Annotated in this window: 14 protein-coding genes; 4 read left to right on the top strand and 10 right to left on the bottom strand. The window is 73.7% G+C overall.

Annotation, left to right across the window (positions count from 1 at the left end):
• Positions 1-2 precede the first annotated feature (2 nt).
• On the bottom strand, positions 3-932 hold the full coding sequence (locus AC069K_RS06115) for an AurF N-oxygenase family protein (RefSeq protein ID WP_358834295.1): 930 nt from the start codon (positions 930-932) through the stop codon (positions 3-5).
• Positions 933-1,123: 191 nt separating this feature from the next.
• On the opposite strand from AC069K_RS06115, the gene AC069K_RS06110 reads away from it, so the two are divergent.
• On the top strand, positions 1,124-2,230 hold the full coding sequence (locus AC069K_RS06110; protein WP_478612520.1) for a ferritin-like domain-containing protein: 1,107 nt from the start codon (positions 1,124-1,126) through the stop codon (positions 2,228-2,230).
• Between the two features lie 42 nt (positions 2,231-2,272).
• Here the strand turns inward: AC069K_RS06110 and AC069K_RS06105 are convergent, their stop codons facing one another.
• Together AC069K_RS06105 and AC069K_RS06100 are read right to left on the bottom strand one after the other, a co-directional pair.
• Positions 2,273-3,724, bottom strand: a complete 1,452-nt coding sequence (locus AC069K_RS06105) for a penicillin-binding transpeptidase domain-containing protein (RefSeq protein WP_365102497.1) — start codon at positions 3,722-3,724, stop codon at positions 2,273-2,275.
• Positions 3,721-5,100 (bottom strand): FtsW/RodA/SpoVE family cell cycle protein, encoded by a 1,380-nt coding sequence (locus tag AC069K_RS06100; RefSeq protein ID WP_478612515.1) that lies wholly within the window; start codon positions 5,098-5,100, stop codon positions 3,721-3,723. The genes AC069K_RS06105 and AC069K_RS06100 overlap by 4 nt, the downstream gene beginning before the upstream one ends.
• Positions 5,101-5,196: 96 nt before the next feature.
• On the opposite strand from AC069K_RS06100, the gene AC069K_RS06095 reads away from it, so the two are divergent.
• Together AC069K_RS06095 and AC069K_RS06090 are read left to right on the top strand one after the other, a co-directional pair.
• A complete protein-coding gene (locus AC069K_RS06095; RefSeq protein ID WP_365102491.1) occupies positions 5,197-5,631 on the top strand; it encodes a DUF6325 family protein in 435 nt (144 codons plus the stop codon).
• 3 nt (positions 5,632-5,634) lie between these two features.
• Positions 5,635-5,895, top strand: coding sequence for an SHOCT domain-containing protein (locus AC069K_RS06090; RefSeq protein WP_478612512.1), 261 nt, complete (start codon positions 5,635-5,637; stop codon positions 5,893-5,895).
• 7 nt (positions 5,896-5,902) lie between these two features.
• On the opposite strand, the gene AC069K_RS06085 is transcribed toward AC069K_RS06090, so the two are convergent.
• The 5 genes from AC069K_RS06085 to AC069K_RS06065 all read right to left on the bottom strand — a co-directional run bounded on the left by AC069K_RS06085 (position 5,903) and on the right by AC069K_RS06065 (position 9,605).
• Positions 5,903-6,247 carry an SH3 domain-containing protein gene (locus AC069K_RS06085; RefSeq protein ID WP_358990215.1) on the bottom strand — a complete coding sequence of 115 codons (345 nt, stop codon included), beginning with the start codon at positions 6,245-6,247 and terminating at the stop codon, positions 5,903-5,905.
• A gap of 59 nt (positions 6,248-6,306) precedes the next feature.
• Entirely contained in the window at positions 6,307-7,683 is a 1,377-nt protein-coding gene (locus tag AC069K_RS06080) for an ATP-binding protein (RefSeq protein ID WP_478612509.1), read from the bottom strand.
• Positions 7,680-8,432 (bottom strand): hypothetical protein, encoded by a 753-nt coding sequence (locus tag AC069K_RS06075; RefSeq protein ID WP_365102481.1) that lies wholly within the window; start codon positions 8,430-8,432, stop codon positions 7,680-7,682. The genes AC069K_RS06080 and AC069K_RS06075 overlap by 4 nt, the downstream gene beginning before the upstream one ends.
• A gap of 53 nt (positions 8,433-8,485) precedes the next feature.
• The gene (locus AC069K_RS06070) at positions 8,486-9,151 is read right to left on the bottom strand and encodes a class F sortase (protein WP_365102478.1); all 666 of its coding nucleotides are present in this window, start codon (positions 9,149-9,151) and stop codon (positions 8,486-8,488) included.
• A gap of 115 nt (positions 9,152-9,266) precedes the next feature.
• Positions 9,267-9,605, bottom strand: coding sequence for a zinc-ribbon domain-containing protein (locus tag AC069K_RS06065; protein WP_478612505.1), 339 nt, complete (start codon positions 9,603-9,605; stop codon positions 9,267-9,269).
• 120 nt (positions 9,606-9,725) lie between these two features.
• Between AC069K_RS06065 and AC069K_RS06060 the strand changes: the two genes are divergently transcribed.
• The gene (locus tag AC069K_RS06060; protein WP_478612502.1) at positions 9,726-10,529 is read left to right on the top strand and encodes an NERD domain-containing protein; all 804 of its coding nucleotides are present in this window, start codon (positions 9,726-9,728) and stop codon (positions 10,527-10,529) included.
• Between the two features lie 446 nt (positions 10,530-10,975).
• Here the strand turns inward: AC069K_RS06060 and AC069K_RS06055 are convergent, their stop codons facing one another.
• The gene (locus tag AC069K_RS06055; protein ID WP_478612499.1) at positions 10,976-11,875 is read right to left on the bottom strand and encodes an ATP-dependent DNA ligase; all 900 of its coding nucleotides are present in this window, start codon (positions 11,873-11,875) and stop codon (positions 10,976-10,978) included.
• Complete coding sequence (gene ligD / locus AC069K_RS06050; RefSeq protein ID WP_365102472.1) at positions 11,872-12,756, bottom strand: non-homologous end-joining DNA ligase; 885 nt, start codon at positions 12,754-12,756, stop codon at positions 11,872-11,874. Before ligD ends, AC069K_RS06055 begins: the two co-directional genes overlap by 4 nt.
• Between the last annotated feature and the right edge of the window lie 7 nt (positions 12,757-12,763).

The raw sequence follows: 12,763 nt of genomic DNA, 5'->3' as shown, positions 1-12,763 counted from the left end.
GCTCAGGCCAGCAGACCCGAGCTCTGCCACAGCCGGCGGCCGACCCCGCGCAGCACACCGATGTCGTCGAGGAAGTCGGTCAGCCGCTTGGCGCCGTTCTGCATGACCTCGCGCCGGTGCCCGCTCGCCTTCACCTGGGCGACGGCCTCCCGCCGGTCCAGGCCGACGTTCTCGTACACCTGGGGGTTGACGAAGCAGGTGGAGAAGACGCGGGCGGCCTCGCCGCAGCTGACCCGGGTCAGCTCCCGCTCCCAGGCGGGCGCGGTGACCATCTGGCGCCGCAACTCCTCGCGGGCGTACCGGACGTGGCGGGCCTCCTCCACCACGTGGATGCGGGTCACCCCGCGCATCAGGCTCTGCACCCGCTCGTCCGGGAAGGTCAGCCGCTGCATCCAGTCCAGGATCTCCTCGCCCAGGAGGGTGGCCGCGAAGGAACCGGGGGTGGTGGAGACGGTCTTCAGGACGCGCGCGAGGTTGTGGTAGAGCCGGGGGACCGGGTAGGCGGGCGAGCCGCTCTTCTGGATCACGCGGGCGAACATCATCGAGTGCCGGCACTCGTCGGCTATCTCGGTGAGCGCGTAGCGGACGTGGTTGCTGGTCACCGGCTTGTCGTAGATGTGGCGCACCAGGAGCTGCATCAGGATGATCTCGAACCAGATGCCGAGCGAGCCGAGGGACGCGGCCTCGTGGCGGGAGAGCTCCTGGCGCTGCTCCTCGGACATCTTCCGCCATATCGGGGTGTCGTAGAGGGAGAGCAGCTCCGGCGGCCAGAACCACTTGCCGTCCTCGAAGGGAGCGCTCCAGTCGAGTTCCTTGTCGGGGTCGAAGGAGTGCTTGGCGGACGACGCGAGGAGCCGCTCGGCGACCTCCTCGCGGTCCCGGAGCAGTCCGAGCGCGTCGCGGAGCACTTCGCTTGTCGTCACGGTCGTCATGGCTGGGGCACCTCGGTGAGTCGGCCTCGAAGGGGGTTACCGGCGGTCAACTCTTATGAGACTGCCTGTCAGCAAGCGCGTCAATCCCTTGGGGCCGACTTGTTGACCCGGCGTCTACCACCGTGTGAGCCTGCCCATGAACCCGCGTGTAACGGTCGGTCAGGGAATTCCGCGACGCGAAGGAGCCGCACGTGTCGACGCACGACCTGTATGTGAACGGCCCGCAGGACCCGCTCTGGGAGGTCCCCGCCTCGGGGGCGGCCCGCTTCAGCTGGGACTACGACAACGGCCGCGAGCGCCTCCTCGCCCTGTACCAGAAGGGCAAGGACAAGCAGTGGGACGGCGCCAAACGCATCGACTGGGACATCGAGGTCGATCCGTACGACCCGCTGGGCACCCCCGACGAGGCGATGACCCTCTACGGCACCCGCTACTGGTCCAAGCTGACCGGCAAGGACAAGGGCGAGCTGCGCCGGCACTACACCTCCTGGCAGTTCAGCCAGTTCCTCCACGGCGAGCAGGGCGCGATGGTGTGCGCCGCCCGGATCGTGGAGTCGGCGCCGGACCTGGACGCCAAGTTCTACTCCGCCACCCAGACCATGGACGAGGCCCGGCACGCCGAGATCTACGGCCGGTTCCTGCACGAGAAGATCGGGATGCTCTACCCGGTCAACGACAACCTCCAGGGCCTGCTCGGCGACACCCTGCGCGACTCCCGCTGGGACATGCCCTACCTCGGGATGCAGGTCCTGATCGAGGGGCTCGCGCTCGCCGCGTTCGGCATGCTCCGCGACACCACCGACAAGCCGCTGCCCCAGCAGATCCTGGCGTACGTGATGCAGGACGAGGCCCGGCACGTGGCGTTCGGGCGGATGGCCCTGCGCGACTACTACAAGCAGCTCACCGACGCGGAGCTGCGCGAGCGCGAGGAGTTCGTCATCGAGGGCTGCTATCTGATGCGCGACCGGCTGCGCGGGGTGGAGGTCCTGGAGAACTTCGGCATCCCCAAGGCGGAGGCCGAGCAGTTCTCCGAGCAGAACGAGTTCCTGCACCTGTTCCGCAAGCTGCTCTTCAGCCGCATCGTCCCCTGCGTGAAGGACATCGGCCTGTGGGGCAAGCGCCTCCAGCAGGCGTACGTGGACATGGGCGTCCTGGACCTGGGCGACTCCAACCTCGACCTGCTGATGGCCGAGGACGAGGAGATCGCCGAACGCCTGGACGCCGAGCGGTTCGGCCGGGAGGAGACGGCGCGGGTCGCCGAGGTCGAGGAGGCGATCGCCCAGGGCGCCACGGGCTGACCCGCGTCCCCGGACGCGGCCGACGCCTCGGGGAGGCGGCGCTCACCCGGCCAGCGCCGCCTCCATCACCGCTTTCGCGATCGGGGCCGCGTCCCCGCCGCCGCTGATGTCCGCGCGGTCGGCCTCCGCGTCCTCGACGACCACCGCCACCGCCACCGCGGGCTGCGCCGCGTCGTGGCCCCGCGCCCAGGAGATGAACCAGGCGTACGGGTGGCCCCGGTTGCCCACGCCGTTCTGCGCGGTGCCCGTCTTGCCGCCCACCTTCGCGCCGGGGATCGCGGCGTTGGTGCCGGTGCCCTTCTCCACCACGTCCACCATCAGCTGCTGGAGCCGCAGCGCGGTGGCCGGGGTCATCGCCTGGCGGTGGACGCGGGGGCCGTTCAGGGTGACCGTGGCGCCGCCCGCGGTCGTCGTCCGCTCCACCAGGTAGGGGCGTCTGAGCTCCCCGCCGTTGGCCACGGCCGCCGCGACCATCGCCATCTGGAGCGGGGTCGCGGTGGTGTCGAACTGGCCGATGGAGGAGAGCGCCAGCTGGTCCGGGCCCATCTTCCGGTCGAAGCGGGAGGTGGCCACCGGCGACGGGATGCGCAGCCCCGCGTCGTTGAAGCCGAACCGCCCCACCGCCTCCAGCATCCCCGCCAGCCCCACCTTCACCCCCAGATGCGCCATCACCGTGTTGCAGGAGACCAGGACGGCGTACGCGAGCGAGGCCCTGCCGCACCCCTCGGCCTCGTTGGGCAGCGTGGTGCTGGTGCCGGGCAGGACGTACGGGTCGGGCGTGGTGGTCGGGGCGTCCACGTCGGTGACGGCGCCCGCGTCGAGCGCCGCCGCGGCCGTCACGATCTTGAAGGCGGAGCCGGGCGGATAGGTCTGCCGGATCGCCCGGTTGAGCATCGGCCGGGCGGGGTCCGCGTTCAGCGCGGTCCAGGCGCTCTCGACCGCCCGTCCGGTCCCCGAGAGCCGCCCCGGGTCGTAACTGGGGCTGCTGACCAGTGCGAGGATCCGGCCGGTGGCCGGCTCCACGGCCGCGACCGCGCCCCGCCGGCCCGCGAGCCCCCGGAAGGCGGCCCGCTGCACGGCGGCCCTGATGGTGGTGACCGCGTGCCCGCCCGCGGGCCGTGTGCGGGTGAGGCCGTCCCACAGGGGCCGGAGCAGCGGGGAGGAGCCGGAGAGCACCGGGTCCTCGGCGGCCTCGACGAGCGTCGTGCCGTACACCTGGGAGGAGTACCCGGTGACCGGCGCGTACAGCGGCCCGTCGGTGTACGTCCGTTCGTAGCGCAGCGGCTGGCGGGTGTCCTTGGAGCCGGTGACGGCCCTGCCGTCCACCAGTACGTCACCGCGCGGCTGGCCGTAACGGGCCAGCGGGATACGGCGGTTGGCGGGGTTGGCGTCGAGCGCGTCGGCCTGGAAGACCTGGATGCGGGCCGCGTTCAGCAGCAGCGCCACGAGCAGCACCAGAGAGCAGGCGGCGGCCCGCCGGATGTAGCGGATCATCGGCTTCCCGTCCGGACGGGGGCGGGCGCGCCGGCGGCCGCGGCCGGGCGCGGGGTGCGCGCGCGGTCGCTGATCCGGATGAGGAGCGCCACGATCACCCAGTTGGTGACGGTCGAGGAGCCGCCCTGGGCCAGGAACGGCATCGCCATGCCGGTGAGCGGGATCAGCCCCGTCACCCCGCCCGCGATCACGAACACCTGGAGGGCGAGGATCGAGGCGAGCCCGACCGCGAGCAGCCGCCCGAACGGGTCGCTGAGGGTCAGCGCCGCGCGGTAGCCGCGGGCGACGAGCAGTCCGTACAGCAGGAACACGGCGGACAGTCCGGCCAGGCCCAGCTCCTCGCCCGCCGTCGCCAGGATGAAGTCGGACTTCGCGGCGAACCCGATCAGGACCGAGTGCCCGGCGCCCAGGCCCGTGCCGAGGAACCCGCCCGCCGCGAAGGCGAAGAGCGACTGGGCGAGCTGGCCCGGGCCCCGGCCGGCCTCGATGGAGGCGAAGGGGTGGAGCCAGTCCTCCACCCGGCTGTGGACGTGCGGTTCCAGGGAGCCGACGGCCGCCGCGCCGACGGCCGCGAGCAGCAGCCCGACCGCGATCCAGCCGGTGCGGCCGGTCGCCACGTACAGCATGATCACGAAGAGGCCGAAGAAGAGGAGCGAGGTGCCCAGGTCCCGCTCCAGGACCAGGACGCCCACGCTGAGCAGCCAGATCGTCAAAATCGGGCCCAGCACCCGGCCGGTGGGGAGCTGGAGCCGCCGGACGCGGCGGCCGGTGTACGCCAGCGCGTGGCGGTTGGCGGCCAGGTACCCGGCGAAGAAGACCGCGAAGAGGATCTTGGCGAACTCGCCCGGCTGGAAGGAGAGGCCGCCCAGACGCACCCAGATCTTGGCGCCGTTGACGGCCGGGAAGGGGATCGGCACCGCCATCAGCACCAGCGCGGAGGCCGCCGAGAGGTAGGCGTAGCGCGTCAGGACGCGGTGGTCGCGCAGCAGGAGGACGACCACGGTGAAGAGCCCGACGCCGACCGTCGACCAGACGAGCTGGGAGGGCGCGGCCGCGCTGTGCGGGGTCTCCAGGTCGAGGCGGTAGATCAGGACCAGCCCGAGGCCGTTGAGCAGCACCGCGATGGGCAGCAGCAGCGGGTCGGCGTACGGGGCCCGCCAGCGGACCGCGAGATGGGCGAGCAGGGCCAGCAGCCCGAGCCCCGCGCCGTAGCGGACCGCGTCGGGCGGTACGGCGCCGCTCCTGGCGAGGCCGACACCGGCGTATCCGTAGACCGGGGTGAGGACGGCGCAGACCAGCAGCGAGAGCTCGACGCCCCGGCGTCCGGCGGGGTGCGGGGCGGGCGGGGGTTCGTCCGCCGCCGTCGGTGCGGTCATGTCGGGCAACGTAGCAAGCCGGGGCCGCTGTGTCCCCTTATGTCATAGTGTGCCGAGGGGTGGGACTTTTGACGGTCCGTCACGGAGGAGCACGCCATGGGGCCCGTGGAGTTCATCGTCCTCGCCTTCCCCGAGGAGCGGCTGCGGGTCCAAGCCGTCGACTCGCTCGTGGGCGTGCGCAGATCCCGCGCCGTACGGATGGTCGACGCGCTGGTCGTCACCAGGACCGCCGCGGGCGAGGTGTCCGCCGCCGAGCTCGACGAGTTCGAGGAGCTGGCCGGGGTGCTGGCCGGGCAGGGGGCGGAACGGCTGATCGGGCCGGAGGACGTCGAGGAGGCCGCGGGCCTGCTCGCCCCCGGCAGTTGCGCGCTGGTCGTCCTGATCGAGCACCTGTGGGCCGAGGAGGCCGCCCGGGGGGTGCGCGCCGCGGGCGGGTACGTCGCCGGGTCGGTGCGCATCCCGCCGGAGCGCCTGGAGGAGGTCAGGGCGGCCCTGGCCGCGCGGGCGGGGACCGTACGAGAGGAAGGCTGAGCCATGTTCATCCGCCCCGCCCGAGCGGCGGCAACCCCCGTGGAGCGCCCGGCGGGCACCCCGCTGCTGCGCGGGCTCCTGGTGGGCGGCCCCCGCCCCGCCCGGCCCGCCCCCGACTCCGCGGCGCCCGCTCCCGACTCCGCGGCGCACGTTCCCGACTCCGCCCTGGTGGGCCTGCTGAGCCAACTGGGAGAGCTGGCTCAGCAGGGCGTGCTCACCTCCGAGGAGTTCACGGCCGCGAAGGCGCGCCTGCTCGGACGGTGAGCGGGGCTCAGCACCAGCGGGGCGCCGAGCCGATGTTGGCGATGTAGTGCGCCGAGCCCCAGGCCCAGGTGCCGTCCTGGAGCAGGTACCAGACGCCGTTGCCGTGGACGCTGCTGCCGCGGGTCTTGCAGAAGATGTGGACGATCGCGCCGTACGGCGCGAACGCCACCACCCTGCTGCTGCGGGTCGGCTTGTCCCGCAGGTACAGCCCGGACGAGGCCGTCACCCGGCCCTTGTGGACGGCGCTGGGCGCGGATTCCCCGGCGGCGGCGGGAGCGGCGGAGGCGAGGACGGCGACCGCCCCGGTGGCCAGGGTCAGACCGAGCAGGGCAAGCGGGTTACGTGGGGACACAGTGCCTCCTGGGGAGGGGAGGGCCGCGCACCGCGGCTCCTTGGCTCGCCCCGCTCACGTTAGGTTCGCTCGTTGTCGCCCGCAAAGCGCTCAGGGGGGCGAGGACCGCCGGACGGGGTACGCGCCCCTCCCGCGCCCCCGGTCCCGGCCTGCTCGTCCGGGTGCCCGGGGCCCGGCGGGCCGCCGTCCGGGTCCGCGTACTCCGGCAGGGTCAGCCGCGCCAGCGCGCCGCCGTCCGGGGCGTTGCCGAAGCGCAGCTGGGCCCCGAGGACCGCGGCCTGGCCGACCGCGATGGTCAGGCCCAGTCCGTGCCCCTTGTTGCCGCCCTCGGTCCTGAAGCGCTGGGGGCCGTGGTCGAGGAGGTAGGCGGGATAGCCGGGGCCGTGGTCCCGCACCGTCACCACCGGCCCGTCCACCGTCAGCTCGACCGGCGGCGCGCCGTGCTTGTGGGCGTTGCCCAGGAGGTTGGCCAGGACCCGCTCCAGGCGGCGCTTGTCGGTCTCCACGAAGGTGTCGCGCACGACGGTGAGTTCCGTCGCCGTCCCCGAGGTCCGCACCACGCGCTCCACCAGCGGCCCCAGTTGCTCCAGATCGGGCTCGACCCGCTCGCTGCCCGCCTCCAGACGGGAGATCTCCAGCAGGTCCTCGGTGAGCGAGCGCATCGCGCGCACCCGGTCCCGCACCAGCTCGGCGGGCCGTCCCTCGGGCAGCAGTTCGGCCGCCGCGTGCAGCCCGGTCAGCGGGGTGCGCAGCTCGTGGGCCACGTCCGCGGTGAACCGCTGCTCGCTCAGCAGCTTGTTCTGGAGCGTCCCGGCCATGGTGTCGAGCGCCCCGGCGACCGTGGCCACCTCGTCCTGGGGCCGGGAGGGGTTCTTCGTACGGGGATCGTCGACCCGGGCGTCGAGGTCGCCCGCGCCGATCCGGCGGGCCACCGTCGCCGTCTGGTGCAGCCGGCGGGTGACCCGGGTGACACCGAAGACGCCCACCAGCAGGGTGGCGCCGATGGCGAGGATCGAGGAGCCGAGGATCGCCTGGTCGAGGCCGGTGATGGTGCGGGCGCTCTGGCTGTAGTCGATCGAGGCGGCGATCGCCCGGCCGTCGGCCGGACCCGCCGCCCACATGGTGGGCCGGCCGCGGTCGTCGGCCACGACCGTGCCGCGCCTGCCGGAGAGGGCGAGCGTGCGCAGGGAGGCCGGCAGGTCCTGCGGGTCGAGACCCGAACCCGGCGGCAGCGGCTCGCCCGCCTCGTACGCGCGCGAGACCTCCTCCAGCTTGTCCAGCGCCTTGTCGCGGGCCTGCCCGACCGTCTGCCGGGTCACCGAGACGTGGACCAGCACACCGAGCAGCGCCGCGAGCGCGCAGCACATCACGGTGATGAAGACCGCGGCCTTCCAGGTGAGCGTCGCCGTCCAGGCCGGCAGCCGGGGCGCCCTCACCGGGCGCTCGCGGTGGCGCGCGGCGAGCGGGCGGCGGACGGGCCCGGGCTCTTGGGGCGGGCGCCGAGGGAGTGCTGCGGCTCGACCCGGATGATCTCGTCACGGGTGGGGAGCATCGCGCGCTGGTGGTCGTCCCACGACCAGGCGGTGCGGTACTCGTACCCCGGGATGCCCGCCGAGACCGAGTGCAGGATGACGTCCCGCCCGGCCAGCTCCACGCCGATCAGCTGGTCCGAGGTGGACATGATCCGGGTCAGGGCGCCGCGGTCGGGCATGTAGCAGCGCACGGCGAGCTGCTGCTCGGGCATCTTGATGCCGAGGATCAGCTCGTCCCTGCCGTCGCCGGTCAGATCGCGGTAGTACGCGCGCAGCACCGGGCAGGCCTTCGGCTTCTGGCGGCAGCGGTTGAGCTGGCGAACCGTTTCCTCGTAGAGGCCGTCGGCGCCCGTGTACTGGTCGGGGTGGGCGCGCACCTCGGCCTGGACGACCGCGACCGGATCCAGGGCGCGGACGTCGCCGCCCGGGACCTTGATGCCGGGCACCCGCTCCGTCTGGCCCTCGCCGTAGTCCTGCGGCGTCGTCGTGGGCTTGGGCAGATCGGGCCAGAGGTGGACCGGGCCGACCGCCGTGGGGGTCGCGCCCGCGCCCTCCAGGCTGCCCGCGTTGCCGCAGCCGGAGAGCAGCAGGGCTGCGACGCCGGCGGCGAGCAGCGGGAGCGCTGCGCTCAGGGGGCGGCGGTGGCGGGTCAAGGTGCTCCTGTCGTGCGGAGGGCGGCGTGCTCGCGAGCGGCACCGCCGCCGGGCTACTCCACCTTCACCAGGTCGGCGTAGAAGATGATGTTGGCCGAGCGGTGGCCGTTCTTGATCGGGCCGCCGCAGGTGATGAGGCGGAGTTCCGGACGGTCGGTCTTCCCGTAGACCTTATTCGTAGGGAAGTCTGTTTTGTCCACTTGCTGGGTCTCGCGGATCGCGAAGACGGCCGTGGAGTGGTCCGCCCTGCCGATCCTGATCACGTCTCCCACGTGCATCTTCTTCACGTCACGCAGGAGGGCCGGCCCCTCGGCCGTGTCGTAGTGCGCGACGATCACGGACGCGCCCGTCTCGCCGGGGGTGACGCTGCCGGTGTACCAGCCCGCCAGCTCGGCCTTGTCGACCGGCGGCACCTCCAGCTCCTGCTTCCCGTCCAGCCCCAGCCGCAGCACCGGGCCCGCGTCGACCCCGGCGGACGGAATGACCACCCGCGTCGGCTCGGCCGCCTTCAGCGGACCCACCTGCTGGCGGGCCCGGGTGGTGGCGGTGTTCCGCACGGTGACGTCGGGGGCCTTGGCCTCGGTCCCGGAGGAACCCGAGCCGCAGGCCGCGAGCCCGCCGCCGGCGGTGAGGGCGAGCGCGGCGGCGGCCACGAGCCGGGCCGTGCGGCGCGGACGGGGGCGCAGGCGGGAGGGAGGGGGTGTGGTGGACCTGGTCATGATCACCACCGTAGGAGGGCCGTGTCGCGGAGCCTTCCCGTCCGTGTCACAACTCCCCATGACGGGGAAGAAGCCGCGAACGAGACGGCGAAGGTAGCCGCGAAGGACTTCCCGGCTACTGCTGGTACGGGTTCTGCCCCGTGGCCGCCCCCGGAGCCTGGCCCTGCATCTGGCCCTGCGGCTGCGGCTGCTGCTGCGGCTGCTGGCCCGGCTGCGGCCCGGCGGCCATCGCCAGGAGCTGCTCGGCCTGCTCCTTGGCGATCTGCTGCTCCATCCCGCAGAAGGTGCACTGCGTGCGGTACTTGGTGGAGACGGGGAAGAGCGGGATGAAGAAGAACGTGAACTTGGTGACGTACTTCCGCAGGCCGTGGGCGGCCGGGTTGCCGCAGTTCCCGCAGACGAGCGTCATCATGGCGAGCTGGTACAGATATCCCTTGGTGCCCCAAATGAGCATTGGACGTCCCCTCCCGAGGTGAAGCGGCGCGCGTTGCGCGCGGTGGCGCTCGCACTATACGAGCCGCGATGTTGCCCTGCGCCGCCGGTGCTGTTCCCATGGGCGTGGGGGTGATGAGGGATGTCGGCACTGCGGGTGGTTCCGGTGCACCGGCACGGACGGGCACGGCTGTACGTCAGCCTCCCGGACGGCAGAAGCGCCGCCTGGTACGACAGGGACAGCGGACGCGTCAGCCTCCTCATGGAGGAGTTCCGCGAGGCGGTCCTCCAGGCCCTTGCGCCCTTCGTGACGGGCGAGGTGACGGTGGGTCCGCCGCCCGTCCCCACCTCGGCCGACCTGGCCCGGCTGACCCTGCACCCCGACGACGACCTGGCGCCCAACCGCCCCGGCGAGGCGCTCCTGGGCGAACTCGACGGCCACGGCCCGCCGCGCCGCTTCCGCCAGGACCCCCGCAGGGCGCTGCTCGCGGCGCAGGAGCGGGTGGGGGCGGGGCTGGACGCGCTGGAGGGGGCGGGGTGGCGGGTGCTGCACTCGGTGCCGCTGCCCGGGGGCGGGGTCCTGGACCACCTCGCGATCGGCCCCGCCGGGGTCATGACGTTCCGTACGGTCGCGGCGGACCGGCGCCGGGTGCGGATCGCCGACCCCCTGGTGGGGGTGGGGCGCTCGGCCCCGTCCCCGGTGCTGCGGTGGGTGCGGCGGGACGCGGAGCGGGTGGCGCTGGGGCTGGTGGTCGGGGTGCGGGGGGTGCTGGTCGTGTCGGACGCGTCCCGGGTCGACGTCGCGGTGCCGCCGCCCCGGGACGTCCGGGTGCTGCGGGACTCGGAGGTGGGTGGGCTGGGGCGGGCGGGGGGTGTGCTGAAGCCGGCGGATGTGGAGGGGTTGTACTGGAGGGCGAGGGACCGGCGCACGTGGCTGCGCACGTAACCGCCCGAGCCGGGCGCCCCCGGGACCCCGACGGCCAGGCCTGCGGCCCTTGCGGCTTGTTGCTTCGTGTGAGCCAGCGGGCCGGTGGGGGCTGGTCGCGCAGTTCCCCGCGCCCCTGAGGGCCCGGGGCTCCGCCCCGAACCCCGCTCCTCAAACGCCGGAGGGGCTGAATCGCCGGATATACAGCGCCCGGAGGTGCCGGAAGGGGCGCGGGGAACGGCGCGAGCAACCCACCACGACCGGCAGACGACGTCGGGTTAAGGGGCGCGAGGAACTGCGCGAGCAACCCACCACGACCCGAAGACGACCACGGGGTTAAGGGGCGCGGGGAACTGCGCGACAAGCCCCCACCGGCCGGCAGACGGCCACGCACGTTTTCAGGGGCGCGAGGAACTGCGCGAGCAACCCACCACCCACCCGCAGGCGCAAGCCCCCGCCCCCCCGGTTCACACCCCCGGCACCCCCCGCAGACGCAGCACCGTGGTCACCCCGAGCCGCGCCGACCCCCGCTCCACCTCCGCCACCAACCCCCCCGCCTCCACCTCCGTATACCCCACCTCCCCCCACCCGGGAGCCACCGCCGTCCGCGTCGGCGGGCCCGGGGGCAGGGCGGCCCGTCCCGCCTCCGCCCGCAGACCGGCGGACAGCGGCGTCGACACCGTCACCGCGTCGTCCCCGGGCAGCACCAGCACCAGCGCGCTGGGCCGCCGCGCCGGACCCACGTACCCGACCACCACCCCCTCCCACGTCTCGGTGTGCCGCACCTTCCGCCACGCCCGCGTCCCGCCCCGGTACGCGGAGTCGTCCCGTTTGGCCACCAGGCCCTCGATGCCGCTCGCGGGGAGCGTCTCGTACCAGGTCAGGGCCGTGTCGACGTCGGGGGTCGCCGGGACCGGCTGGAGCGGGGGGCCGAGCGGGGCCAGCAGGGACACGAGGCGGGCGCGGCGCTCCCCGTACGGCAGCCGGCGTACGTCCTCGCCGCCGTCGGCCAGGACGTCGAAGGCCGCGTACGACACCGGCAGCCGCGCCGCCAGCAGCGCGGCGCGCGCGGGCGTCGCCGCCGCCCGGCGCTGCACCGCCGCGAAGTCCGTGCGGCCCCCCGTCCACACCACGACCTCCCCGTCGAGCACGCACCCCGCCGGCATCTCCAGCGCCGCCGCCACCAGGTCGGGGAACGCGGCCGTGACGATCCGGCCCGACCGGGCCTGGAGCACCACCCCGGACGCCTCCCGGAACACCACCATCCGGTGGCCGTCGAACTTGGGCTCGTACCACCACCCCGGCCCGCGCGGCAGCTCCCGTACCGACCGCGCCAGCGCCACCCGTACCGGCGGCCGCAGGCTCACGGCAGCCGCCCCGCCCGGTTGAGGTTGATCAAGGGGCCGAGCAGGTCCCCGTCCGCCGCCAGCCTCGGCTCGATGTCCCCGAGCAGGAAGACCAGGTCCTGGGGGGTGCGGCAGGACTCCACCTCCTCCCACGTCACCGGCGCCGACACCGTCGGCCGCTCGCGGGCCCGGAGCGTGTACGGCGCCGCCGTCGTCTTCGCCGCCGCGTTCTGGCTGTGGTCGACGAACACCTTCCCCGGCCGCAGCGCCTTCGCCATCCGGTGGGTCACCAGGTCGGGAAGGGCCGCCTCCGCCTCCTGGGCCAGGCCCTTGGCGTACCGCGAGACGTGCGCGGAGGCGGTCGGCTCCAGCGGGACGAGCAGGTGCAGGCCCTTGGAGCCGGAGGTCTTGGCGTAGGCGTGCAGGGCGTCGGCCGCCAGGCGCTCCCGCAGCCAGCGCGCCACCGCGCAGCACTCCACCACCGTCGCCGGGGCCCCGGGGTCCAGGTCGAAGACCATCCGGTCGGCCCGCGCGGGCGCGTCCGCCTGCCACTGGGGGGTGTGGAACTCCACCACCAGGTTGGCCGCCCACATCAGGGTCGACAGGTCCGGGACCGTCACCTGGCGCGCTCCGCTGTCCTCGGAGCGCGGGACCGCGGCGGTCTTCACCCAGGAGGGCGTGCCGGGCGGGGGATTCTTGGTGAAGAAGAGCTGGCCGTCGGGGCCGTCCGGGTAGCGCAGGAACGACACCGGCCGGTTGTGCAGATGGGCCAGGAGCGCGCCCGCGACGGACGCGTAGTAGTGGAGCACCTCGCCCTTGGTGGTGCCGGTCGCCGGGTACAGCACCTTCTCCAGGCGGGAGAGGGCGACCCGTCGCCCCTCCACCCATGTGATCGGCGTCATACGATGA

The sequence above is a fragment of the Streptomyces sp. NPDC043908 genome (genome assembly GCF_056435525.1).
The sequence above is the reverse complement of the archived record's forward strand: the minus strand, read 5'-3'. Positions and strand labels throughout refer to the sequence as shown.

Bases quoted from the DNA above. Each gene is read 5' to 3' on its own strand.
- AC069K_RS06115 (WP_358834295.1), bottom strand. From the start codon at position 932: ATGACGACCGTGACGACAAGCGAAGTGCTCCGCGACGCGCTCGGACTG.
- AC069K_RS06100 (WP_478612515.1), bottom strand. From the start codon at position 5,100: ATGACCGCACCGACGGCGGCGGACGAACCCCCGCCCGCCCCGCACCCC.
- AC069K_RS06105 (WP_365102497.1), bottom strand. From the start codon at position 3,724: ATGATCCGCTACATCCGGCGGGCCGCCGCCTGCTCTCTGGTGCTGCTC.
- ligD (WP_365102472.1), bottom strand. From the start codon at position 12,756: ATGACGCCGATCACATGGGTGGAGGGGCGACGGGTCGCCCTCTCCCGC.
- AC069K_RS06065 (WP_478612505.1), bottom strand. From the start codon at position 9,605: ATGCTCATTTGGGGCACCAAGGGATATCTGTACCAGCTCGCCATGATG.
- AC069K_RS06070 (WP_365102478.1), bottom strand. From the start codon at position 9,151: ATGACCAGGTCCACCACACCCCCTCCCTCCCGCCTGCGCCCCCGTCCG.
- AC069K_RS06060 (WP_478612502.1), top strand. From the start codon at position 9,726: ATGTCGGCACTGCGGGTGGTTCCGGTGCACCGGCACGGACGGGCACGG.
- AC069K_RS06090 (WP_478612512.1), top strand. From the start codon at position 5,635: ATGTTCATCCGCCCCGCCCGAGCGGCGGCAACCCCCGTGGAGCGCCCG.
- AC069K_RS06095 (WP_365102491.1), top strand. From the start codon at position 5,197: ATGGGGCCCGTGGAGTTCATCGTCCTCGCCTTCCCCGAGGAGCGGCTG.